Source organism: Synechococcus sp. A15-44, assembly GCF_014280115.1.
Taxonomy (GTDB): Bacteria; Cyanobacteriota; Cyanobacteriia; order PCC-6307; family Cyanobiaceae; genus Parasynechococcus.
On the sequence record NZ_CP047938.1, the window covers coordinates 810,581 to 833,687 of the forward strand.

The 23,107-nt window shown below is 63.5% G+C and carries 22 protein-coding genes and 3 tRNA genes; 13 read left to right on the top strand and 12 right to left on the bottom strand.

Features of this window, described 5'->3' with window-relative positions:
* Positions 1 to 42: 42 nt before the first annotated feature.
* Positions 43 to 1,437, bottom strand: coding sequence for a tRNA (N6-isopentenyl adenosine(37)-C2)-methylthiotransferase MiaB (gene miaB, locus SynA1544_RS04465; RefSeq protein ID WP_186514964.1), 1,395 nt, complete (start codon positions 1,435 to 1,437; stop codon positions 43 to 45).
* 74 nt (positions 1,438 to 1,511) lie between these two features.
* On the opposite strand from miaB, the gene SynA1544_RS04470 reads away from it, so the two are divergent.
* On the top strand, positions 1,512 to 2,600 hold the full coding sequence (locus SynA1544_RS04470) for a dipeptide epimerase (RefSeq protein ID WP_186515456.1): 1,089 nt from the start codon (positions 1,512 to 1,514) through the stop codon (positions 2,598 to 2,600).
* Complete coding sequence (locus tag SynA1544_RS04475; protein ID WP_186514965.1) at positions 2,600 to 3,682, top strand: DUF1611 domain-containing protein; 1,083 nt, start codon at positions 2,600 to 2,602, stop codon at positions 3,680 to 3,682. Before SynA1544_RS04470 ends, SynA1544_RS04475 begins: the two co-directional genes overlap by 1 nt.
* A gap of 3 nt (positions 3,683 to 3,685) precedes the next feature.
* On the opposite strand, the gene SynA1544_RS04480 is transcribed toward SynA1544_RS04475, so the two are convergent.
* A tRNA-His gene (locus SynA1544_RS04480) sits at positions 3,686 to 3,758 on the bottom strand.
* A gap of 84 nt (positions 3,759 to 3,842) precedes the next feature.
* Here SynA1544_RS04480 and SynA1544_RS04485 point away from each other — a divergent pair.
* The 3 genes from SynA1544_RS04485 to SynA1544_RS04495 are packed head-to-tail and all read left to right on the top strand — an operon-like array spanning position 3,843 to position 6,877.
* Positions 3,843 to 4,232: a DUF4359 domain-containing protein gene (locus SynA1544_RS04485; RefSeq protein ID WP_186515457.1), complete on the top strand. Its 390-nt coding sequence runs from the start codon at positions 3,843 to 3,845 to the stop codon at positions 4,230 to 4,232.
* Positions 4,232 to 5,509 carry an amidohydrolase family protein gene (locus SynA1544_RS04490; protein ID WP_186514966.1) on the top strand — a complete coding sequence of 426 codons (1,278 nt, stop codon included), beginning with the start codon at positions 4,232 to 4,234 and terminating at the stop codon, positions 5,507 to 5,509. Before SynA1544_RS04485 ends, SynA1544_RS04490 begins: the two co-directional genes overlap by 1 nt.
* 18 nt (positions 5,510 to 5,527) lie before the next feature.
* Positions 5,528 to 6,877, top strand: coding sequence for an FAD-binding oxidoreductase (locus SynA1544_RS04495; protein WP_186514967.1), 1,350 nt, complete (start codon positions 5,528 to 5,530; stop codon positions 6,875 to 6,877).
* Positions 6,878 to 6,880: 3 nt separating this feature from the next.
* Here SynA1544_RS04495 and SynA1544_RS04500 read toward each other — a convergent pair whose 3' ends face one another.
* The 5 genes from SynA1544_RS04500 to murA form a co-directional block, all read right to left on the bottom strand.
* A complete protein-coding gene (locus tag SynA1544_RS04500) occupies positions 6,881 to 7,354 on the bottom strand; it encodes a pentapeptide repeat-containing protein (protein ID WP_255477777.1) in 474 nt (157 codons plus the stop codon).
* Positions 7,355 to 7,422: 68 nt separating this feature from the next.
* The gene (locus SynA1544_RS04505) at positions 7,423 to 8,637 is read right to left on the bottom strand and encodes a folylpolyglutamate synthase/dihydrofolate synthase family protein (RefSeq protein WP_186514969.1); all 1,215 of its coding nucleotides are present in this window, start codon (positions 8,635 to 8,637) and stop codon (positions 7,423 to 7,425) included.
* Positions 8,638 to 9,819: an aspartate aminotransferase family protein gene (locus SynA1544_RS04510; RefSeq protein WP_186514970.1), complete on the bottom strand. Its 1,182-nt coding sequence runs from the start codon at positions 9,817 to 9,819 to the stop codon at positions 8,638 to 8,640. It lies immediately after the preceding gene.
* A 13-nt stretch (positions 9,820 to 9,832) separates the two neighbouring features.
* Positions 9,833 to 9,915 (bottom strand) — tRNA-Leu (locus tag SynA1544_RS04515).
* A gap of 33 nt (positions 9,916 to 9,948) precedes the next feature.
* The gene (gene murA, locus SynA1544_RS04520) at positions 9,949 to 11,250 is read right to left on the bottom strand and encodes a UDP-N-acetylglucosamine 1-carboxyvinyltransferase (protein ID WP_186514971.1); all 1,302 of its coding nucleotides are present in this window, start codon (positions 11,248 to 11,250) and stop codon (positions 9,949 to 9,951) included.
* A 149-nt stretch (positions 11,251 to 11,399) separates the two neighbouring features.
* Between murA and SynA1544_RS04525 the strand changes: the two genes are divergently transcribed.
* The 5 genes from SynA1544_RS04525 (at position 11,400) to trpC (ending at position 14,988) form a co-directional block, all read left to right on the top strand.
* A tRNA-Leu gene (locus SynA1544_RS04525) sits at positions 11,400 to 11,483 on the top strand.
* Positions 11,484 to 11,515: 32 nt separating this feature from the next.
* A complete protein-coding gene (locus tag SynA1544_RS04530) occupies positions 11,516 to 11,764 on the top strand; it encodes a hypothetical protein (RefSeq protein WP_186514972.1) in 249 nt (82 codons plus the stop codon).
* 62 nt (positions 11,765 to 11,826) lie between these two features.
* Entirely contained in the window at positions 11,827 to 12,624 is a 798-nt protein-coding gene (locus SynA1544_RS04535) for an RNA methyltransferase (RefSeq protein WP_255477721.1), read from the top strand.
* Positions 12,621 to 14,063: a dihydrolipoyl dehydrogenase gene (gene lpdA / locus SynA1544_RS04540; protein ID WP_186514973.1), complete on the top strand. Its 1,443-nt coding sequence runs from the start codon at positions 12,621 to 12,623 to the stop codon at positions 14,061 to 14,063. The genes SynA1544_RS04535 and lpdA overlap by 4 nt, the downstream gene beginning before the upstream one ends.
* Before the next feature lie 40 nt (positions 14,064 to 14,103).
* Positions 14,104 to 14,988: an indole-3-glycerol phosphate synthase TrpC gene (trpC, locus tag SynA1544_RS04545; RefSeq protein ID WP_186514974.1), complete on the top strand. Its 885-nt coding sequence runs from the start codon at positions 14,104 to 14,106 to the stop codon at positions 14,986 to 14,988.
* 22 nt (positions 14,989 to 15,010) lie between these two features.
* Here the strand turns inward: trpC and SynA1544_RS04550 are convergent, their stop codons facing one another.
* From SynA1544_RS04550 to SynA1544_RS04560, 3 genes are read right to left on the bottom strand one after another with little or no spacing between them, the layout of a single operon-like run.
* Positions 15,011 to 15,610, bottom strand: a complete 600-nt coding sequence (locus SynA1544_RS04550) for a superoxide dismutase (RefSeq protein ID WP_186514975.1) — start codon at positions 15,608 to 15,610, stop codon at positions 15,011 to 15,013.
* A 25-nt stretch (positions 15,611 to 15,635) separates the two neighbouring features.
* On the bottom strand, positions 15,636 to 16,238 hold the full coding sequence (locus SynA1544_RS04555; protein ID WP_186514976.1) for an FKBP-type peptidyl-prolyl cis-trans isomerase: 603 nt from the start codon (positions 16,236 to 16,238) through the stop codon (positions 15,636 to 15,638).
* 51 nt (positions 16,239 to 16,289) lie between these two features.
* Entirely contained in the window at positions 16,290 to 16,619 is a 330-nt protein-coding gene (locus tag SynA1544_RS04560; RefSeq protein WP_186514977.1) for a phasin family protein, read from the bottom strand.
* A 53-nt stretch (positions 16,620 to 16,672) separates the two neighbouring features.
* Between SynA1544_RS04560 and SynA1544_RS04565 the strand changes: the two genes are divergently transcribed.
* Positions 16,673 to 18,088, top strand: coding sequence for an apolipoprotein N-acyltransferase (locus SynA1544_RS04565; RefSeq protein ID WP_186514978.1), 1,416 nt, complete (start codon positions 16,673 to 16,675; stop codon positions 18,086 to 18,088).
* Here SynA1544_RS04565 and mnmA read toward each other — a convergent pair.
* Entirely contained in the window at positions 18,040 to 19,191 is a 1,152-nt protein-coding gene (gene mnmA, locus SynA1544_RS04570) for a tRNA 2-thiouridine(34) synthase MnmA (RefSeq protein ID WP_186514979.1), read from the bottom strand. The genes SynA1544_RS04565 and mnmA overlap by 49 nt on opposite strands.
* 98 nt (positions 19,192 to 19,289) lie before the next feature.
* Between mnmA and SynA1544_RS04575 the strand changes: the two genes are divergently transcribed.
* The gene (locus SynA1544_RS04575) at positions 19,290 to 20,765 is read left to right on the top strand and encodes an NAD(P)H-hydrate dehydratase (RefSeq protein WP_255477722.1); all 1,476 of its coding nucleotides are present in this window, start codon (positions 19,290 to 19,292) and stop codon (positions 20,763 to 20,765) included.
* Positions 20,766 to 20,944: 179 nt separating this feature from the next.
* The gene (locus tag SynA1544_RS04580; RefSeq protein WP_186494887.1) at positions 20,945 to 21,883 is read left to right on the top strand and encodes an RpoD/SigA family RNA polymerase sigma factor; all 939 of its coding nucleotides are present in this window, start codon (positions 20,945 to 20,947) and stop codon (positions 21,881 to 21,883) included.
* 45 nt (positions 21,884 to 21,928) lie between these two features.
* On the opposite strand, the gene pdhA is transcribed toward SynA1544_RS04580, so the two are convergent.
* Entirely contained in the window at positions 21,929 to 23,014 is a 1,086-nt protein-coding gene (pdhA, locus tag SynA1544_RS04585) for a pyruvate dehydrogenase (acetyl-transferring) E1 component subunit alpha (protein WP_186514981.1), read from the bottom strand.
* Positions 23,015 to 23,107 lie beyond the last annotated feature (93 nt).

The following is a 23,107-nucleotide window of genomic DNA, read 5'->3' on the forward strand; positions in this document are numbered from 1 at the left end:
GACCCCTGAGCGGTGGGAGCGCCAAAGGTATCAGCGTTGTGCTCAGTGGGGCAGGGGGCTGCCGCTGAGTGAAAAGGAGCGCACCGCATCGATGCGCACCGGCACGAGATCGCCCGCTTCGTAGGCACGACCATCCGCTCCGGTGGAGCTGAAGAAGGTCAGGCGATTGGTGCGGGTTCGCCCCATCAGCTGCGATGGGTCCTTGGGGTTGATGCCCTCCGCCAGCACTTCTTCCGTGCGCCCCTCGTAGCGGGCATTGGCCTTGCGGGCGCAGCGTTCCACGAGGGCATTGATTTCGCGCAGGCGTTCCACCTTCACCTCCTCCGGCAGCTGGTTGTCCCAATCGGCTGCAGGGGTATTGGGCCGGGGTGAATAGGCCGCTGTGTTCACCTGATCGAAACCGATCTCTTCGATCAGATCGAGGGTGCGGCGGTACTGCGCATCGGTTTCGCCAGGGAAGGCAACGATCACATCGGCACTGAGGGAGGCGTCGGGCATGCGCTCACGGATGCGGTCGATGATCCGCCGGTAGCGCTCAACGGTGTAGCCCCGGGCCATGGCCTGCAACACGTCGTTGTCCCCGCTTTGAAACGGAATGTGGAAGTGTTCGCAGAGCTTGGGCAGGTCGGCACAGGCATCGATCAGCCGCTCGGTGAAGTAGCGCGGATGGCTGGTGGCAAAACGGATCCGTTCAATGCCCTCCACGTCGTGGACGTGATGGAGCAGATCCGTGAGGGTGTGTTGGCGGCGACCCTCCGGCGTGATGCCCGGCAGATCGCGGCCGTAGGCATCAATGTTCTGGCCGAGCAGAGTGATCTCCTTGTAGCCCTGGGCGGCAAGACCCTCCATTTCCAGCTTGATCGCCTGGGGCAGCCGTGATTGTTCCTTGCCGCGCACGGAGGGCACCACGCAGTAGGTGCAACGTTCGTTGCAGCCGTAGATCACGTTCACCCAGCCACAGATGCTGCTGTCCCGGCGGGCCGTGGTGATGTCTTCAAGGATGTGGTGGTCTTCGGTGGCGACCACCTGCTGACCGCTGTCTACCTGCAGCAGAAGGGTTTCAAGCCGATTGGCGTGTTGCGGTCCCATCACCAGATCCAGCTCCGGCACCCGCCGGAGCAGGGATTCGCCCTCCTGCTGAGCAACGCAGCCCGCCACCACCAGGGTGAGATTGGGGTTGCTGCGTTTCCTCTGGGCCTGTCTGCCGAGGTAGCTGTAAACCTTCTGCTCGGCGTTGTCCCGGATGGTGCAGGTGTTGTAGAGCACCAAATCGGCATCCAGTTCGGCTGACGCCTCCCGATAGCCCATGGCCTCCAGGATTCCCGCCATCCGTTCGGAGTCCGCCTTGTTCATCTGGCAGCCGAACGTGGTGATCCAGTAGCTGCCGCGCTGGGGGTTGGCGGTGGCGTCAGTGGCGAGGGGGGCGGAGGCGACCAAATCTCTGGCTCAAGCCTTCTCAGTGTGAGTCACAGCGGTGTTGTGTCAGTTTGGAGATTGACAGCCGGATGGCGATGGGCTGGGCCCTCACACGGTTTTCGCTCACCAAGGCCGTGCCCCTCACGATCAGCAGGGGCACCACCGCTGCCGTGGTGCGGTTGGAGCTCAGGTTGGAACGTGATGGGCTGGTGGGCCGCGGCGAGACCGGGGGATTTGAGACCGGCCACCGAGCCTTTGCCCTTGAGGCTGTGGAACAGGAACTGCTGGGGCTTTTGCCGCAACTGGAAGCTCTGGATCCCCACCGTCCGCAACGGTTTGAGCCCCTGCTTGCATCCCTGAGTCCCCCGGCCCGTTGTGCCATCGACCTGGCCTTGTGGGACTGGCATGGGCAACGGCTCGGCCATCCGCTGTGGCGGCTCTGGGGATTGGACCCAGCCGAGGGTGTGGCCACCAGCGTCACCCTGGGACTGGCTTCAGTGGATGCCGTGTTGGATCGTCTCGAACGCTGGTGGACGCAGCTGCCGGCGACGCGGGTGAAGCTCAAGCTGGGCAGCCCCGACGGCTTGGACCACGACCTCAGCCTGTTGGGGGCGGTGGCTCAGGCCATCACGGATCGATCCCAGCGGCAGGGTGTGGCCATCGAACTGCAGGTGGATGCCAATGGCGGATGGACCGTGAATCAGGCCAGGCAAATGCTGGAGCCCCTGGCCGCACACCGGGTGGTGCTGCTGGAGCAGCCTCTGGCTCCAGACCTGGATCCCACGCAGGACACAGCGGGATTCGCGGCGCTGCACCCGCACTGTCCGATGGCCTTGGTGGCGGATGAAAGTTGCTGGGATCTGGAGGATCTGCTGCGCCTGGCCCCAGTGGTGGATGGCGTGAATCTCAAGCTGCTCAAGACCGGGGGGCTCAGTCAGGCCTTGTTAATGGCCCAAGTGGCGCAGACGAAGGGGCTGGCCCTGATGGTGGGTTGCTACTCCGACAGTTCGTTGTTGAACGGTGCAGCGGCCCAGATCTTGCCTCTGATTCGTTGGCCGGATCTCGACAGCCATCTCAACTTGGTGGATGACCCCTTTGTTGGCCTTGAGTTGCAGGACGATCGTCTGCGGCCTTCGGCGATGGCTGGATTGGGGATCCGCCAGGCAGGAGGCACTGCAGCGTGATGAGCGGGACTCAAGCGCCGTCGGGATTTCGGGAGATGCGGTTGGTGCTGCTCCAACACGGTGGTTTGGCCAGCCTCACCGGCAAGACCGGTCTGGCCATGCTCCGACACCGTGCTGGACCGATCGTCGCGGTGATCGATCCCGACCATGCGGGCCAGTCTCTGCAACGCGTCACCGGCATCGAGCGTGATGTGCCGGTGGTGGCGGACTTGTCTGCTGCTCTGCCCTACGCGCCTGAGGTTGCTGTGGTGGGCCTGGCTCCTTCGGGGGGGCGGCTGCCTGATCCTGTTCGCCACGACGCCTTGGCGGCGTTGCGCGCAGGCCTTCATCTCGCCAGCGGACTCCACACCCGCCTGGCCGATGATCCCGAACTGGCAGACGCCTGCTGGCGCGACCGTTGGATCTGGGATCTGCGCCGGGAGCCGGAAGGCCTCAACGTTGGCCAGGCACGCGCCGCAGAGCTTCCCTGCCGGCGCCTTCTGGCCATTGGCACCGATATGGCTGTCGGCAAGATGAGCGCATGCCTGTCTCTCCTGGAGGCAGCCCAGCGCTCCGGGATCCCCGCGCGCTTTGTGGGCACAGGGCAGGCCGGAATTCTGATCAGCGGAGAAGGGGTCGCCCTGGATGCTGTGCGCGTCGATTACGCCGCCGGTGCGGTGGAGGCGGCGGTGCTTCGCGCGGCGGCGGCTCTGCCGGAGCAGGGTCTTGTGCTGGTGGAGGGTCAGGGATCGCTCTGCCATCCGGCCTCCACGGCCACGTTGCCCCTGTTGCGGGGCACGCAGCCGACGGCCCTGTTGCTCGTGCATCGGGCAGCACAGCAGACCATCGATCGGCTGCCTCAGATCCCGCTTCCAAGCCTTGAGGCCTTGGTGGCCACCACAGAATCCCTGGCGAGCTGGGCGCGGCCTGATGAGGCTGCTGAGCCAGCCAAGGTGGCCGCTGTCGCCCTCAACACCGCCCGCCTTGATGAGGCTCAGGCTCGAGACGAGGTGGAGCGCATCCGCCAGACGCTGGGTCTGCCCTGCACGGATCCGATCCGCTGGGGAGCAGAATCGCTCCTCAGGGCTTTGTTGAGTTGTTGAGAGGGCGAGCGAGGGGATTCGAACCCCCGAATAGCGGCGCCACAAGCCGCTGCCTTAACCACTTGGCGACGCCCGCCGCGTCCGTGAGAATCTACCAACACGAGCTGCAGCCTGCCTGGTGTCCCCTTCATCGCGTCCGCAAGGTCGGTCTGCTCTAGCGATGTTGGCGGGGGGAATTGCAGCGGTCGGGGTGCTCTCTCTGGTGGTGTCCAACCCGTCGTTGGAGGACTATCAAGCTCACGCCGGTGATCAGCTGGTCCGGTTGGGCACCAAGGAACTTTGCGACGAGCCGACCCTGCCGATGGTGCTGCGTCTCTGGATTCGCAATTGCCCTGAGCTGATTGCCTCCCAGCGGGATGCACTGGCAGCGTTGGCGGGTCAGTTCACCACCCGTCGAAACTTATTGGTGGCCAGTCTGTATTCCACCCGGATGGAAAGGAAGGAGATGCTGCCCGGTCTGCGCCTGCCTGGTTTTGAAGTGCTCAGCCTTGGTGTGGCCGGTCGTTTCGTGGTCCTCAGCACCGATGCCAGCAACGGTGCTGAGCGGTGATGGACGTCCCGTCGCTTGAGTCCAAGCCGGGGAGTGGCGTCCTTGAGGCCTGGGCGCCCCTGGGACTGCTGGATTTCGCCCCTTCAACGCCCTTGCCGGAGGTTGAGAGGCAAGGGCTGACGCCTGTGCGCCTGGCCTGGGAGCAGGGGCGTCTGCGGGAGCCCCAGCCCCTGTCTGCCGAACGCGTGCCACCGTCTCGAATGGTGCTGCCGCGCTTGGTCGACTGCCATGTCCATCTGGACAAGGTCTACACCTGGCAGGAGCATCCCAACCTCAGCGGCAGCTACGGGGGTGCCCTGGAGGCCAACCTGCGGGAGCACCGCTCCCGAACCGTGGCCTGCGTGCTTCAACGCGGAGAACGCGCCATGGAGAGAGCATTCGCCCATGGGCTGCGGGCCATGCGCAGCCATGTGGACAGTGGTGGCCCTGGCGCTGAGCCCAGCTGGGATGCCTTGCTCACCCTGCAGCAGCGCTGGCGCCGCCGCATCGACTTGCAGCTGGTGGCGCTGGTGCCCCTGGAATTCTGGTGTTCAGCTGAAGCGGATGCTCTGGCGCGTCGTGTGGCCGCCAGTGGCGGCTGCCTTGGTGGTGTTCTGACACCTCCTTGTGGATCGGCCGTGGTCACGGAGCAGTTGGAGGTGTTGTTGCGCCTGGCTGATCGCCACAACTGCGGCGTCGATCTCCACATCGATGAGGCGGATCAAGGTGCGGCGCAGGGCATGGTTCAGCTGTTGCAGGCCCTACAGCGCGTGCCGGTGCAGGTTCCCGTCACCTGCAGCCATGCCAGCAGTCTTTCCCTTCTGCCGGCGTCCTCTCTGGCGCGGTTGGCAGAGCGCATGGCAGCAGCGCAGCTCAGTGTGATTGCCCTGCCCCTGACCAATGCCTGGTTGCTCGCACGGGCGGACGATGCCACCCCCCTTCAGCGTCCGCAGGCCCCGATCCGTCAGTTGCAACGTTCCGGTGTTCCGGTGGCGGTGGCGGGTGACAACGTGGCCGACCCCTGGTTCCCGGGAGGCGACTTCGACCCCTTGGCCCTGCTGGCTGCATCGATTCCGTTGACTCAGTTGTTGCCCTGGCAGCGTCTGGGCCTGGCCCCTTTCACCACGGCACCGCCGGCCATTCTTCAACTGGAATGGGATGGGGTGCTGCGGGCCGGCGCTCCTGCCGATCTGATCAGCATGGAGGGCCAGGGATGGTCGGACCTGATCCGTTGTGCTCCCCAGCGTCAGGTTCTCGTGGACGGCCACTGGCAGTCGTCGCCAGGCGCTAGACCCTGACCAGTGTTCCGCCACGCCATGGGTCGCGCCGAAGCCTTGATTGCCCTGCGGCAAGCCCTCAGCGTTGATCCGGAACTGGAGTTGTTGGATGAACCGGGGGAGCTGCAGCGCCATTCCCGGGACGCCTTTGAGTACTCCCCCGTGCTGACGCCGCGGCTGGAGGCCTGCCGTGCTGAGTTGGTGGTGCGTCCGCGCACGGTGGATGCCGTTGAACGGCTGGCTTCGGCCTGCGCCGAGCACCAGGTTCCCTTAACCCTGCGCGGCTCTGGGACAGGGAACTACGGCCAGTGTGTGCCTCTGCAGGGCGGCGTGGTGATGCTCACCACGGCCCTGCGGCAGATCCGCTCGATTGATCCGATCACCGGGGTGGTGACCGTGGAACCGGGCTGTGTGATGCGCGATCTGGATCAGGAGTTGCGCCGCCATGGACGCCAGCTGCGCTTGATGCCCAGCACCTGGCGCAGCGCCACCATTGGCGGCTTTGTGGCAGGGGGCTCTGGGGGCATCGGTTCCCTGCGCTGGGGCTTCCTGCGGGATCCAGGTCATCTGCTCGGGTTGGAGATCGTGCCGCTACGCCCCGATGCCCGGCGCCATCAACTCGGCGAGATGGATGCGGAGGCTTTGAATCACGCCTACGGCACCAATGGCATCATCACGGCCCTCAGCCTGGCCACAGCTCCAGCGGTCAACTGGCACCAGGTGAGCGTGGACTGCGAGCACTGGGAGCAGGCGATTGAGCTGATGCAACGGATCGCTGCCTCGGCGTTGGATCTCCATTTGGCGAGCCTGCTGGAACAGCCGCTGCTGTCCCGGATGCCCAGCTGGGGTGGCCCTGCCGTCTCGGCGCACCGGCTGCTGTTGCTCGTTGCCCCCGATGGGCTCAACAGCCTGCAACGGATGGCGCAGTCAGCTGGCGCCATCCTGCGGGATCTCGGCCCTGAGGATCTCTCCGGGGGCAATGGCTTGCGCGAGCTGAGCTGGAACCACACCACCCTGCATGTGCGGGCTTCAGAGCCGGGATGGACCTACCTGCAGATGCTGTTGCCGCAACCGGAGGCCCCAGCGATGGAGGCCTTGAAGCAGCGCTGGGGTGATGCCCTGCTCTGGCATCTCGAGCTTGTGCGTCAGCAGGGCTGTCCTCGGCTGGCGGCTCTGCCGCTCGTGCGTTGGCAGGGGGCAGATCAGCTGAACCGGTTGATGGACGACTGCAGGGCCGCGGGTGCCGTGTTGTTCAACCCCCACGTGATCACCGTGGAAGACGGCGGCCTTGGCGTCATCGATGCCGATCAGGTGGCGGCCAAGCAGCGCTTTGATCCCGAGGGCCTGCTCAATCCCGGCAAGCTTCGAGGTTGGGAGGAGCGTTCGTGAGGATCAGCAGCCCAAGCTGTCGAAGGTGGAAACTCCGGTGCTGGGGTTGATGCCATCGGCCTCGCTGCACAGCCGGCGTTGATCATCACGATCAAGCAGGGCATCCGAGAAATCGGCCCCCTCGATCTGAGCGTTGCTGAAGCTGCTGCCCGAGGCAATGATCCCTGTCAGCACAGCATTGCGTAGATCGGTGGCGACGAAGTCGGCGCGATCCATCAGGGCGTCGGAGAGGTCAGCTCCCTGGAAATCAGCTTCGGCGAAGGCCCCTTGAGTGAGGATCGCGCCATGCAGGTTGGCGCCCCGGAAATTCGCTCCGCGGCCCACGGCTCCGGCGAAGGATGTGTTGGCCAGGTTCTGCCCCTCGAAGTCGCCGTTGCTCTGGTTGGTGAGCGTGTAGTCCACCTTTTCCTGGAACAGGGCACGATCCTGCAGTCCCACCCCAGCTGAGGTGTCCAGGGCCGGGGCCGGCGTTGCCATGAGCAGGAGGGGCAGGAGAAGGCCCAGCAACCGGGAGATTCGCAGCACAGTTCACGCCCAAGCTGTGCTCACTCTGCCGTTACAACGCCGCGAGCGAACAGGTCACCGATCAGATAAAGCGATCCGGCAACAATCGGCATCGGTGTCGGCCATCCATTGCTGCTGAGCTGGTGCAGCACGCTGTCGAGGCCGTCGGCCTCCTGCAGCTGGTGCTCGAACTGGGGCAGATCCTGGAGGAGGGCCGAACGACTCCAGCTCCTGTGGCTCGGCACCGGAATGATCCAGGCCTGGTCCTGGGGCTGCAGCAGCGTCTGGAGCATGGCGACAGCGTCCTTATGGGCCTGAATCGCCAGGATCCAAACAACACCGTTCCAGGCACCACTCCACTGGCTGCGTTCTTCGGCCAGCTGCACTGCGGCCGGTGGATTGTGGGCTCCATCGAGGCGAAGCGTGTGGACGCCCCAATGCACGGTTTGCAGGCGACCGGGCCAGTGGGCTTTGGCGAAGCCCTCCTGAATCACCGCCTCAGACAACGACCAGCCCAGGCCCGAGAGGGCTTGCAAGGCACCGAGGGCCACAGCGGCGTTGCTTCGCTGAATGGCGCCGGGCAAGCCCAGCTGCCAGCTTGAATTCAGTGGCTTCACCCAGCGGAGCGTGGCCTGCTGAGTGCGGCAGGTTGTTTCCAGGACCTCCTGCACTTCAGGGGCTTGGGCTCCACTGATCACGGTCGCCTGAGGCGGGATCGCTGCCGCTTTTTCGGTTGCGATGGCGGTGAGGCTGTGGCCCAGGTGCTCGCAGTGGTCCATCCCAATGCTGGCGACGGCCACCACAGGACGGCAGGGATGGGCCGTGGTGGCATCAAGCCGTCCCCCCAGCCCCACTTCCAGCACCAGCAGGTCGCAGGCGTGCCGGTGGAACTCCAGCAGGGCGGCCGTCACCAGCAGTTCAAACGGGGTGAGCCGATGCCGTTCGTTCAGGGGCTGGAGCGCCTGCAACCGGCTGCGCAGGGTTTCAATCGCAATGGGGGTCCCCTGGATCCGGATGCGTTCACACCAGCTCACCAGGTGAGGGGAGGTGGTGACCCCGCAGCGGAGGCCGGCGGCACAGAGGGCTGATTCCAGAAAGCTGACGATGGATCCCTTCCCGTTGGTGCCCAGCACCTGAATCGCGGGAATCGTCCGACAGGGATGGTCGAGTTCGTGCAGGGCCGCATCCATGCGATCCAACTGCAAATCCATGCCACGCAGGTCGAAGCGTGGGATCAGATCAGACAGATCGTCCACTCAGCTGAGGCTGGAGAGGGTTGCCGCCAGACGGCGCAGCAGCTCGCGCACCTCGCGCTTGTTGATGGTTAGTGGGGGCACCATGCGCAGCACCGAGGGGCCGGCCGCCACCAGCAGCAGACCGTGGTCGATGGCGGATTTCGCCAGTGCGGGGGCCGTCCAACTGCTGCCCTCCCGGATCACGATGCCCTGCAGCAGGCCCCAGCCCCGCACGCCTTGCAGGTGCTCGGGGAAACAGTTCACAAGCTCCTGGAGCCCGTTGCGCAGTTGTTCGCCTCGGGCTGTGACGTTGGTCAGCAGATCTCGTCGTTCGATTTCGGTGGCCACCGTCAACCCCGCCCGGCAGGCAAAGGGATTGCCGCCGAAGGTGCTGGCATGGTCGCCGGGTTCAAACACATCAGCTGACGCGTTCACCAGCAGGGCACCAATGGCATGACCACCGCCCAAGCCCTTGGCCAGGGTGAAGGCGTCAGGGGTGATCCCCAGTTGCTCATAACCCCAGAGGCGGCCACTCCGCCCCATGCCCACCTGCACCTCATCAAGGATCAGCAGGATGTTTCGCTCCGTGCAGATCTCGCGCAGGCGTGAGAAGAAAGTGCGGTCTCCAGGGTTGACGCCACCCTCTCCTTGCAGGGGTTCAACCAGAACGGCCGCGATTGAGGGACCGGACTGTTCGTAGCGGTTGAATAGAACTTCGAGGGCCTTCAGATCGTTGTAGGGGAAATAATCAAACCCGGTCACCATGGGCTCAAAACCCTTGTGGTACTTGGGTTGACCGGTGGCGGTGACCGCCGCGAGCGTGCGGCCATGGAAGCTGGCTGCTGCCGTGAGGATCACCGGCTGTTCGATGCCGCGCCGTTGATGGCCGTGTTTGCGCGCCAGCTTGATCGCGGCCTCATTGGCTTCGGCGCCTGAATTGCAGAAGAAGACGCTGTCGGCACAGCTGTTGCGCACCAGCCAGCTGGCCAGCTCTTCCTGTTCCGGAATCCGATAGAGGTTGGACACATGCTGGAGCCGTCCCAGCTGCTTGCGCAGAGCCCGCTGCATGGCCCTGTCGCTGTGGCCCAGGGTGCAGGTGGCAATGCCAGCAACAGCATCCAGGTAGCGCCGCCCTTGGGTGTCCTTGACCCAGCAGCCCTTTCCCTTGGCCAGAGCCAAAGGGAAACGGCCGTAGGTGTTCATGACGGCGGAGGGATGGGAGCCGGGGGACTTGAACCCCCAAGACCAGTGGCCGGCTGATTTTGAGTCAGCTGCGTCTACCAATTCCGCCAGGCTCCCGCACAGGGATTGTATTGATTGAAGGGCCCCTCTTCAGAGGATGTTGCGCTTCACCTCAGCGCCGGCAGCGCTGAGTTTGGCTTCGAGGTCGTCGTAGCCCCGATCAAGGTGCTTCAGACCAGCCACTTCGGTGATTCCTTTGGCGGAGAGGCCAGCCAGCACCATGGCAGCGGCTGCACGGAGGTCGGTGCCGGTGACGGGCGCCGCGCTCAGCTGAGCCACGCCTTCAACGATGGCTGTGCTGCCCTTGAGCCGAATCGATGCCCCCATGCGCTGCAGCTCGGCCACATGTTGCAGCCGGTTTTCGTAGATCTCCTCGCTGATCACGCTGGTGCCCTTCGCGGTGCACATCAGGGCCATGAACGGTGCCTGAAGATCGGTTGGAAACCCGGGAAACGGTTGGGTGGTGATGTCCACGGCCGTGATCTCGCCGGGGGTGATCGTCACGGCTCCCCCCTTGATCTCGATGGAGCAGCCGCAATCGCGAAGCTTTTGGATCACAGCGCTGAGATGCTCGGGAATCACGGGCTCCACCACCAGTGGTGAGCGGGTGATGGCGGCCGCCATCAGGAACGTTCCGGCTTCGATGCGATCCGGGATCACCGGATAATTGGTGCAACCACGGAGCCGCTCCACCCCTTGAACGGTGATCACCGGGCCGCCAGCGCCGCTCACCTGGGCGCCCATGCTGTTGAGCAGGTTGGCCAGGTCCTGCACTTCAGGTTCCTGAGCAGCGTTTTCGATGGTGGAGACCCCATCGGCCAGCACCGCTGCCATCAGAATGGTTTCGGTGGCGCCAACGCTGGGGCAGTCGAGCACGATCTGAGCGCCTGTCAGGCGTTTTTTGCTGCCGGGCACTGAGGCCGTGACAATTCCATGCTCCACGTTGACGATGGCGCCGAGGGCTTTCAGGCCGCGGATGTGTTCGACAACGGGACGAGCCCCGATGCGGCATCCCCCTGGAAGGGGGACTCGCGCGTGTCCCAGGCGTCCGAGCAGGGGGCCAATGCTGAAAAAACTGGCGCGAAGGCTGTTGACCAGCTCGTAGGGAGGGGCCGAGCCATTGAGCTCGGCGGCGGTGAGGCGAATGCGATCTGCGCCTCGGCTCACCTGAACCCCCAAAGCTTCAAGGATGGCGCTCATGCCATCGATGTCTGTGAGGGAGGGAATGTTGGTCAGTTCAATGGTCTCCTCACTCAGGAGGCTGGCTGTCATCAGCACCAGGGCAGAGTTTTTCGCGCCGCTGACGCGAAGCGTTCCCTTCAAGGCGTGTCCGCCGCTGACATTGAGGCGTTGCTTGAGACTCTCCTGAGACGCTTCTGCAACGGCCATCATCGATGAGCTGATCCCTTATGTCCGGATTTTGGCAACAGTCTTTGAGACCGTCTAGACGGCCGGCGTCCAAACTGGACAGTTTGTTTCGGGGCCGGGGCAGCCACGGATCGGCGATGCCCTATGTTCATTCGGTCGAACACGACACGCCAGCGGATGTGGCGGAATTGGTAGACGCGCTAGTTTCAGGTACTAGTGGTGGCAACATCGTGGGAGTTCAAGTCTCCCCATCCGCACTAACTTTGTCGGGTACCAGCTCTCGACAACCATGATCGTTCTCAAGATCTCCAACGCTTCGGAAGTCGTTGCTTCCAAGGTTGGGAAGTTTCTTGAGTTTCTCACCCCTGATTCCATCGACCATGCCACCGTCGAGGACCAGGTGATCAAAAAGATGATTGAAAATCTGGCAGCGGAAGGAATTAAAGGCGAAATCGCAGCCATCAATGGCCTCGAGCTCGACGGCGAAAATCTGAGCGTTCACAAGGGCCTGAACGTGCGCAAACACGCAGCGTTCTGAGTCGTTCTCTGGATTCCTCCTCTCCACTGATCAGCAGCCGACGCAATCCACTGGTCAAACGGTTGCGAACCCTGGCCACCCGTGCGGGGCGAGAGGTTGAGGGGCTGTTGCTTCTTGAGGGCACCCACCTGTTGCAGGAAGTTCTCAGGCAGGGCAACGCGCCCGAGGAAATCATCGCGACCGAAGCCTGGTTGCAAGGTCATTCGGCCCTGTCTGCACGTTGTTCTCAGGCGCGATGGCGGATCGTCACCGATGAGGTGTTGCGGGCTGCGCTCACAACGGTCACACCCGATGGTGTTGCCTGCCTGAGCCCCCTGGATCGACTGCCCACCGTCCCTCCAGAGCTGGATTTTCTCCTTGTGCTGGATCGGATTCAGGATCCTGGAAATCTGGGCACATTGCTGCGCACAGCCCTCGCGGCTGACGTCAACGCGGTTTGGATGGGGGCTGGTGTTGATCCCCTCGGCACGAAGGTGTTGCGGGCCTCTGCCGGTGCTCTGCTTCAGCTGCCGCATCAACGCTTTGGCCCGAGCGAAGCGATGGCGATTTCACAGCTTCAGCAGGAACTGAAGCAGCTGGTGGCCTTGGGTGTTCAAGTGGTGGCCACCCTTGTGCCCGATGCGAACAAGGCTGACCCCCCTGTTCCCTACTGGGATCTCGACTGGACGCTGCCGACGGCGCTGGTGCTGGGAACCGAGGGTGCAGGTCTGCATCCGGACCTGCAGGCCTGCTGCACCCATGCCGTCACGCTCCCCCACAGCGCACGGGTGGAATCCCTGAATGTGGCGTCTGCCGCTGTTCCTCTCCTTCTGGAGCGGCGAAGGGCGACAATGACCGCCACATCGCAGCAGTTCGGGTGAGCGACGCCAGCTTCGACTTCGACGTCATTGTTATTGGAGCCGGCTACGGCGGCTTCGACGCTGCCAAACATGCCGCCGAACACGGCCTGAAGACGGCGATCGTTGAATCCCGCGATATGGGTGGCACCTGTGTGAACAGGGGCTGTGTTCCCTCCAAGGCGCTGCTGGCCGCCAGTGGAAAAGTGCGGGAACTCGCGGACGACAAGCATCTCGCGAGCTTTGGAATTCATGCTGCTCCTGTGCGGTTCGAGCGGCAGAAGATCGCTGATCACGCCAATCAGCTGGTTCAGACCATTCGCACCAACCTCACCAAAACCCTTGAGCGGGCAGGGGTGACGATCCTCCGAGGCCACGGCCGTCTGGAGGGCAGCCAGAAGGTGGGGCTACGGGAGCCCAGTGGGCTGGACAGGGTGCTGACCGCCAAGGACGTGATCATCGCCACGGGGTCTGATCCCTTTGTGCCGCCAGGCATCGAAACCGATGGCCGCACGGTGTTCACCAGCGACGAAGCCATCAACCTGGAATGGCTGCCCCGTTGGATCGCCATCATCGGCAGCGGTTACATCGGCCTTGAATTCGCTGATGTGTACACCGCCCTCGGTTGCGAGGTGACGATGATCGAGGCCATGGACAAGGTGATGCCCACCTTTGATCCCGACATCGCCAAGATCGCTGGGCGCCATCTGATTGATGGTCGCGATATCGATGCGCGTTCCGGTCTGCTGGCTCGCAAGGTCACCCCGGGCTGTCCCGTGCAGATCGAACTGGCTGATTTCAACAGCCGTGAACTGGTGGAGACCCTTGAGGTGGATGCCGTTCTGGTGGCCACAGGGCGTGTTCCCAGCAGCAAGGGCCTCAACCTGGAGTCACTCAATGTGGAGACGAACCGTGGCTTCGTCCCGATCGACGACGCCATGCGCGTTCTGGTCAACGGCCAACCTGTTCCCCATCTCTGGGCCGTCGGCGATGTGACCGGCAAGCTGATGCTGGCCCACACGGCTGCTGCCCAAGGCACCGTTGCGGTGGACAACATCCTTGGCCATGGGCGCGAGATCGATTACCGCAGCATTCCGGCAGCCACCTTCACCCATCCCGAGATCAGCTCTGTTGGCCTGACCGAGGCGGATGCCAAAGCTTTGGCGGAGAAGGATGGCTTCCAGCTTGGTTCCGTTCGCAGCTACTTCAAGGCCAATTCCAAAGCTCTGGCTGAGCTGGACAGCGATGGCCTGATGAAGCTGCTGTTCAACAAAACCAGTGGTGAAGTGCTTGGAGCCCACATCTATGGACTTCACGCCGCCGACCTGATCCAGGAGGTGGCCAATGCCGTTGCCCGGCGCCAGAGCGTGCGTCAGCTCGCCACCGAAGTGCACACCCACCCGACCCTCAGCGAAGTGGTGGAGGTCGCTTACAAGCAAGCTGCTGCCCAGCTGGCCGCCTGATCCCGTCCCGCTTTTTTCATTCCAGTCTTTTCCCTTTTCCATGGAGATCCGCCGTCGTCCCCCCAACCCCAAGGTGCGGGTGGCCCATCTCGAATATGCAGTGCCCCACGAGGACGAGGAACCGCGTCACATCCTTGAGAAGATTGTCTGGGAAAAAGATCGTGAGATCGATGCCGCCCGCGACAAGGTTCCCCTCGACAACCTGAAGCAGCAGATTGCCAAGCTTCCCCCCACCAAGGATTTCCTGGGGGCGCTTCAAGCGGCCGCCACGAAACCTGCGGTGATCGCTGAGGTGAAAAAAGCGAGCCCCAGCAAAGGGGTGATCCGTGAGGATTTCGACCCGGTGGCGATCGCCAAGGCCTATGCCGCTGGCGGTGCAAGCTGCCTCTCGGTGCTCACCGACAAGACCTTCTTCCAGGGCGGCTTTGATGTTTTGGTGCAGGTGCGTGAGGCCGTTGACCTGCCTCTGCTCTGCAAGGAGTTTGTGCTGAGCCCCTACCAGCTGTTCCAGGCCAGGGCCGCCGGAGCCGATGCAGCCTTATTGATCGCAGCCATCCTCAGTGATCAGGATCTTCGTTATCTGCGCAAGGTGGCCGCAGCTCTGGGGCTCACCGTGCTGGTGGAAGTTCACGACGCGAAGGAAATGGAGCGAGTGCTTCAGCTCGGTGGATTTCCCTTGATCGGCATCAATAATCGCGACCTCACCACGTTTGAGACCAACCTGGCAACAACGGAAAAGCTGACGACAGAGTTTGCTGATCGACTCCAGGAGCAGAATGTGCTCCTCGTGAGTGAATCGGGGTTGTTTGAGCGCTCCGATCTCGATCGGGTTCAGAGTGCAGGAGCGGCTGCTGTGTTGGTGGGAGAGGCGTTGATGCGACAGGCCGACGTGGAAGCCGGCCTGCGCACGCTGCTTCAGGGCTGAGACAAGCTCAGCTCTTGCTCTCTCATGCGGCGGCGAGATTGGCGGCCACGAAATCCCAGTTCACCAACTTGTCGAGGTAGGTGCTGATGTAATCGGGGCGGCGATTCTGGTAGTCGAGGTAGTAAGCGTGCTCCCACACATCCATGGTGAGCAGGGCCTTCTGACCATGGGCCAGGGGCAGGTCGGCATTAGCGGTTTTCGTGATCTTCAGGCTGCCGTTGTCGAGCACCAGCCAGGCCCAGCCGCTGCCGAACTGCGTGGCACCAGCGGCCTTGAACTGCTCCACAAAAGCGTCGTAGCTGCCGAAGTCGGCATTGATCTTCTCAAGCAGGTCGCCACTGGGCTGGCCACCGCCACCGGGCTTCATGCACTGCCAGTAGAAGCTGTGGTTCCACACCTGGGCGGCATTGTTGAACACACCGGCTTTGCTGGCATCACCGGCAACGGCGCAGATGACCTCCTCCAGGCTCTTGCCGTCAAGATCGGTGCCTTCAATCGCCTTGTTCAGGTTGGTGACATAGGCGTTGTGGTGTTTGCCGTGATGGAACTCCAGCGTCGAGCTGGAGATGTGCGGCTCGAGGGCATCGAGGGCGTAAGGCAGGGCGGAAAGAGTATGGGCCATGGGAAGGTCATCCGGCGGCGGGATCCTAACGGCCCTTCACCTCCAGCAGCTCCACCTCGAAGATCAGGGTTGCATTGGGGGGAATCACACCACCGGCGCCACGGGTTCCGTAGGCCAGGTCGGAGGGGATTACCAATTTGCGCTTGCCGCCCACTTTCATGCCGGCAACACCTTCATCCCAACCCTTGATCACCCGACCAGCCCCGAGGGGGAAGCTGAAGGGGGTGTCCCGGTCGTAGCTGGCATCGAACTGCAATCCGTCCTCCAGGGTGCCGCGGTAGTGAACCACCACTGTTTGGCCAGGTGTGGCTTCTTCTCCGCTGCCCAGCTCGAGCTCGGTGATTTTCAGGCCACTGGCGGTGATGGTGGTGTCAGGGGCATCGAGGGGGCCGCCGAGGGCTGAGGCGTCGGCGAGAGTGGAATCGTTGGCCATGGCGAAAAGAGTCGGGTTCGGGTCGTCAGGGTCGAGTTCGAAGCTCGACGCCTTCTGGGGTTGCGAAGCCTCGCTGCGAACGGCAGCAGGCTGCGCCGGGGCTGCGGAAACGGTCGAGGGGGCCACGATCTGGCTGACCAGTGCGAGGAGCAGGCAGGCCACGCAGACCGTTGTGCTGATGATGATGTCGCGCACGGGAGGGCTTCTGTTGCGTCGATTCTGACCTCCGGTCCGCGGCGGCGGCGTTCATTCAGGCCGGTTCATCTGCCGCAGCTGTTGCTCGATCCGATCAATGCGGCCGCGCAGCTCATCCACTTCCTTCTGGCTGGGAACGCCGAAGTCCTGGAGCAGGTTGTCGCGGTTGCGTTCCAGGTTGCGCCCCATCTGCTGTTCCAGTTCAGGGGTTTCACCGCGGAGGGCCTTAAGCACGTCGTCCACCAGAGCCGACGCTTCATTCGGATCCAGCCGGCCACTGCTCACCCAGTTCTGGGTGACGCCGCGCAGACGGTCAGCAACGAGGGTGGTCGTGCCCAGGCCGCGGAGCAGCAGTTGCTGAAGAGGATTTGCGGCATCCATGGCGACAGGTGGGCGGGTCCGATCCAGGATGCCTTTGGCCGGGACTGCTGACCATGGGCAATCACCAACTGCAGGCCGGATCGCGGGCCCTGTTGGGCGGCGTCCTGGCTGGCGTGGCTCCATCCCTCGGCGGCCCCCTGCTGATGGTCCCCGCCCTGGCGCTGCTCTGGTCCGTGGTTGAGCGTCCCCGCTGGTCAGCGGTCTGGGGACTGCTGGCCGTTTTGATCAGCCACCGCTGGTTGCTGGCCCTGCATCCACTCACCTGGATGGGCGTTCCTGCCTGGCTCAGCCTGCCTGTGGCACTGGCCCTCTGGTTGGCCTGCGGGAGCCTTGCCGCTCTGCTCCTGGCCGGATGGTCTGTGCTTTCGCGGCGTCTGCCTCGCCGTTGGCCGCGTCCAGTGCGGCTGATGCTGCTGGCCGGGATCTGGGCCCTGGCAGAACTGGTGCTGTCGGGGTCGCCGTTGTTCTGGATCGGCGTCGGCGGCACAACCCTTCCCTGGGACCGCCCCCTGGCGGGATTGGCCCGCTGGTTCGGTTCCGGAGGGCTGACCTGGCTGCAGTTGTGCTGGGGCTGCTGCCTGCTGGCGCTGTTCGAGCAACCAGCAGCCTGGCGTCGCTGGGGCTTGCTCGGATTGGCCAGTGTGCTTCTGGCCCATGGCTTGGGCAGCTGGCTGTTGTTGGCGCCGCCGCCGCCGGTCGGCTCCGTTGCTCTGGGGGTCTGGCAACCCGCTGTTCCCACGCGAGAAAAGTTCGATCTGGAGCGTCAACAGGCGCTTCCCCAAGCTCTGGTGGAGGCGATGCGTCAGCTGGAGCACAACAATCCGGCTGCTGTGGTGGCTCCGGAAGGAGCGCTGCCGGCGCGTTTTCAGCTGCCGGTTGAGGCTCCAGCCATTCCTCTGATCAGTGGCGGATTTCGTTGGGTTCGGGGTCAGCAACGCAGTTCTCTGTTGCTGTATGAGCCCCCCGACTGGTTTCCCGTTCCTCTGGCTGACAAGCACCGTCTGGTGCCGATCGGGGAATGGATCCCGCCCCTGCCCGCCGGGCTGACGGCAGGACTGTCTGCGGTCGGTGGGTTGACCCCCGGTCCGGCTTCGAGAACGATGGCGGTGGTTGAACCCCCTGCGGCCGTTGCGATCTGCTACGAGATCGCCGATGGCGTGGCTCTGGCCCGTGCCGCTGCCGATGGCGCCGCCTGGCTCCTGGCCATTGCCAACCTCGACCCCTATCCGCTCCAGCTGCAGAAGCAGTTTCTGGCCCTGGCGCAGTTACGGGCGATCGAGACAGGACGGGATCTGCTGAGCGTGGGCAACACGGGCCCCACGGCGCTGATTTCGGCCAACGGGTCGGTGCAGTGGTTGCTTGCGCCTGAGGCTCCAGGCGTCGCTGAGGCCCTCGTTCAGGTGCGCCAGCGCATCACGCCCTATTCCCGTTGGATCAGCCCCCCACCCAGAACGGTGTCACCGTCGTAGAAGACCGCCGCCTGGCCTGGCGTGATCGAGAACTGCTCCTCCTCAAAGCTGAGGCGGCAACGGTGGGGCCGCTCCCGCTGCTGATCTGCCTCGGTGGCCGGGAGGGGTGAAAGCTCCGCACGCACCGGCGTACTGCGATAGCGCACTTGCACCTCAACGGTTCGCGGCGCATCGATCGGGGCAATCGACACCCAGTTCACCGCACCCACCACGCAGCTGTCTCGGCCGGCTTCGGCCCGGGGTGCGACGACCACTCGATTCATCGCAGCATCAAGGCGGATGACGTGAAGCGGTTCGCGCCAGGCCACACCGAGCCCTTTGCGTTGGCCGATGGTGAAGTGTTCGATGCCGTCGTGCTCGCCCACAACTGTTCCGTCCGAAAGGACGATTTCCCCCTGCCGCGGGGGCAGATAGGCATCCAGGAACGCCCGCATCGATCCGTGGTGGTCGGCCAGGCAAAGATCCTGGCTTTCCGGTTTTTCTGCGGTGCGCAGACCGTGGCGGGCGGCTTCAAGCCTTGTGTCGGGTTTGGTCAGTTCCCCCAAGGGAAAAACGATGCGCCCCAGAACCTCCTGGGGAAGGTCATAGAGGAAATAGCTCTGGTCCTTGCGGGTATCGAGGCCCCGCAACAGCTGATGGCGCCCTTGCTCGCCGCCATGGCGGATCCGTGCGTAGTGGCCGGTGGCGATGCGGGGCAGTTTGCGCTCCTGCATGGCCCAATCAAGCATCGGTCCGAATTTCACCGATCGATTGCACTGGGAGCAGGGCAATGGCGTGATCCCATCGCGATAACCATCCACCAGTCGTTGCACGATCTCCTGCTGGAACGTCTCCCGCGTGTCCACCACGTGGTGGGGAATGCCGAGCTGCTCACAGATGCCGGCTGCATCCACCAGCCCCTCGGCGCAACAGGCCCCTTTCCCGCTCATCAGCCAGAGGGTCAGGCCTTCCACCTGCCAGCCCGCCTCCACCAGCAGTGCCGCCGTCAGGGAACTGTCGACGCCTCCAGAAAGACCAACGGCCACGCGGTGCTCCCCTGGCCATTGCCGGAGGCGCTCAAGAGCAGCCTCTCCAGCGCGGGTTGTGGTGGATCCAACGGCCATGGGCGGCGCAGGGAGTTCTCTCCATAGTGAGGTCCCGGCAACCGCAACTGGTGTGGCCTCCCGCTGATTCCGATCATCTGCTTGTGGATGCCGCGTCCATGGCCGCCTTCGAACAGAGGTTGTTCGACAGCGGCATGCCTGTTGCGGCCTTGATGGAGAAAGTGGGGCTGGCCATGGCGGCCTGGCTGCTGGCGCGCCGGGATCTGCTGCGCCAGGGCGTGGTTGTCCTGGTGGGCCCCGGTCACAACGGTGGCGATGGTCTCGTTGTGGCTCGGGAGTTGCACCTGGCTGGCGTTGAGGTGTCCTTGTGGTGTCCCCTGCCGATTCGCAAGCCCCTCACCGCTGAACATCTGCGCCATGGCGAGTGGCTTGGTCTGCAGCGCCTGGCTCACGAGCCCGACCCCGGCGGAGCCGCACTGTGGCTTGATGCGGTGTTCGGGCTCGGCCAGAGTCGGCCCCTGCCTGAGTCCTTGGCGGATTTGTTCCGGCGTCGGCAGCAGCTGCAGCCTGGGTCGTTGATCAGTCTGGATCTGCCGTCTGGCCTTTGTTCCGACCAAGGAACTGTGCTGGGCGAGCAGGCAGCCTGTGCCTCGGTCACCCTCAGCGTTGGCTGGATCAAGCGCGGGTTGTGTCTGGACCCGGCCCGCCCCTGGGTGGGTGCGCTGGTGCGGGTCGATCTGGGCTTGCCGCCAGCGGCGGTGGGCAATGCCGCTGCGGTCTTGCCGCGCCGCCTGCCGGTGAGAGAGGCAAGCTCGGCCCCGTTACCGCCGCTGCCGCCCACAGCGATGAAGTACGAACGCGGCCGCTGCCTGGTGGTGGCGGGCAGTGATCGCTACCCCGGCGCAGCACATCTGGCGCTGCGGGGGGCCATGGCCAGTGGCTGCGGCTGCGTTCAGGCCGTTGTGCCGCCCCGTCTTCAATCCAGCTTGTGGCAGGTGTTGCCGGAGGTGATGCAACTGGAGGACGGGGTGATTCCAGAGCGGCTGGATGCGGTTTTGGTCGGTCCCGGTCTGGGGGAGTCCAGCCATTGGTGGAACCAGTGGTCGGAGCAGATGCTCAGCGTCGCCGGTTTGCTGGTGCTCGATGCCGATGGCATCAACGGTCTGGCGGCCAGTCCGCAGGGGTGGCGTTGGTTGTTGAAGCGGCGGGGGCCCACCTGGCTCACGCCCCATGCGGCCGAGTTCGCGCGGTTGTTTCCAGACTATGGAGCAGGTGACGCGCTGGAAAAGGCGATTTCCGCAGCCCGCTGCAGCGGTTGCTGCATTTTGCTGAAGGGGGCGCATTCGGTGCTGGCGGATTCATCGGGTGCAGCCGTGGTGCTGACCGGCACGACCCCTCGGGTGGCCCGCACCGGCCTGGGTGACGTGCTGGCCGGTTTTGCCACCGGTTGGGGTGCCCAGGCGGTGGCGGCACAGCAGCAGCCTGGGCTGGAAAGCTTCACTGCCGCTGCGGCTTTGCATGGTTTGGCGGCCGCTCGTGCTCGCTCCAGTGATGCTTCTGCGATTGCGGATTGTTTGAAAATCAATACAGCGCGGTGTCAGAAAAAGCAAACAACGATGTTCAACGAAGTCTGAACAAATGATTCGTTTTGATTGCCTCGGCGTGCAGGTCCCAAAAGAGCTTTTCTTGATTTTTAAATCTTTCGCAAATCTGAAATATTGCGGTTTGCTGTTCTGAATCTGAAGGGTTGCTGAAAACACTTCGACATTCTTTCTGTTCGTAGGAAAGTCAACTCACTTCCGCAGCACACAAGGTGTCCACAGCTTCCAAGCCGCTGGAGACGCAACGTCGGCGCAGCAGCGACCCCGTCAGTTGGTATCTCGCCACCATCGGCAGAATTCCACTGCTGACCCCAGCTGAAGAAATCGAGCTGGGCAATCAGGTGCAAGCGATGATGGCGCTCACCGAAGACGGTTCCCGTGAGTTCGAGGATGGAGAACTCACCACGGCACAGCGCCGTCTTCTGAGGATCGGTCGCCGCGCCAAAGAGCGGATGATGAAGGCCAATCTTCGTCTTGTGGTCAGCGTCGCCAAGAAATATCAAGGCAAGGGTCTGGAATTGCTCGATCTGATTCAGGAGGGCTCCCTGGGCCTCGAGCGTGCTGTTGAGAAATTTGATCCCACCCGTGGTTACAAGTTTTCAACCTATGCCTTCTGGTGGATCCGCCAGAGCATGACCCGGGCCATTGCCTGCCAGTCGCGCACGATTCGTCTTCCCGTTCATCTCAGTGAGCGGCTCACCACGATTCGCAAGGTCAGTCTTGATCTGGCCCACAAGCTCGGCGCCATGCCCAGCCGTGTCGAGATCGCTGAAGCCATGGACATCCCCTTGGATGAGCTCGATTCGCTTCTGCGTCAGGCCCTGACCACCAGCAGCCTGGATGCTCCCGTCAACGGTGAGGAGGGTCGCAGCTTCCTCGGGGATCTGATTGCTGATTCATCCCTTGATGAACCGCTCGACATCGTTGAACAGCGGATTCATCACGAACAGCTGGGCCGCTGGCTGAGTCACCTGAGCGAACAGGAGCAGCATGTTCTGCGCATGCGTTTCGGGCTTGAGGGCAACGAACGCCACACGCTTGCTGAAATCGGACGCCTGATGGAGGTGTCTCGCGAGCGGGTGCGTCAGGTTGAACTCAAGGCGCTGCGGAAGTTGCGCAACCTCACCCGGCGACTCCCGAGCGGCATCTGAGCCTTCCCGGGAGACGATTGATTCAGTTGATCCAGGTCAGCTGAATCAGTCTTCCGCCCAGATGTAACGGGTGAGTTCAGCAGGGTCTGGCTCGGGTGCGGAGAGGGCGAAGTCAACGCAGTCCTGAACGATGCCGTCGATGTCCTTTTCGATCGCGCGCAGCTCATCGCTGCTAACAAGGCCAGCTTCGGTCAGGTCCCGCTCGAGGGCTTTGAGGGGATCACGCTTGGCCCAGAACTGCTTTTCTTCCTCCGCGCGCAGTTCGTCCGGGTCCGCCAGGGAATGACCGCGGAAGCGATAGGTCAGGCATTCCAGCAAGGTCGGACCCTCACCCGCTCGGGCCCGTTCCACGGCCCGTTGGGCTGCTGCCCGGACTGCAAGAACGTCCATGCCATCCACTTCCTCTCCGGCCATGCCGAAGGAACTGGCCTTGCGCCAGATCTCCGGGTCACTGGTGGCCCTGTCGTGGGCCATGCCGATGGCCCACTTGTTGTTCTCGACCACGAAGATGATCGGCAGCTTCCACAGCTGCGCCATGTTCATGCACTCGAAGAACTGACCGTTGTTGCAGGTCCCATCGCCAAAGAATGCTGCTGTCACGGCGTTGCTTGAGGCATCACCAAGGGCGTCGCGCTTGTAGCGGCTGGTGAAGGCAGATCCGAGTGCCACGGGAATGCCTTCGGCGATGAAGGCAAAGCCTCCAAGAAGGTGATGCTCCTTGGAGAACAGGTGCATTGAACCGCCACGGCCTTTGCTGCAACCGGTCACCTTGCCGAAGAGTTCGCTCATCACTTCGCGGGCCGGCACACCGGCGCTCAAGGCATGAACGTGGTCGCGATACGTGCTGCAGAACCAGTCGTGCTGACGCTTCATCGCACCGATCACGCCGGTGCTGACCGCTTCCTGACCGTTGTAGAGGTGCACGAAGCCGAACATTTTGCCCCGGTAGTACATCTCGGCGCACTTGTCCTCAAAGCGCCGGCCCAGGGTCATGTCCCGGTACAGCTCCAAGCCGGTGTCCCGGTCCACGGTGGCCCGTTGTGTTGTGACCAGCTTGGAGAGCCGTTCGGCATGGGGACCAGCAGTCGCAGTGCCAATCGGAGCGGAATCGACAGCGAGGTCCTGACCCATGTCCACCTGAGGGATTGCGTTCAACTTTAAGGGCCAACCGATGAGCGATGGGCAAAACCCCTGACACTGACTAAGATCCGCGTCTCCTCGCAG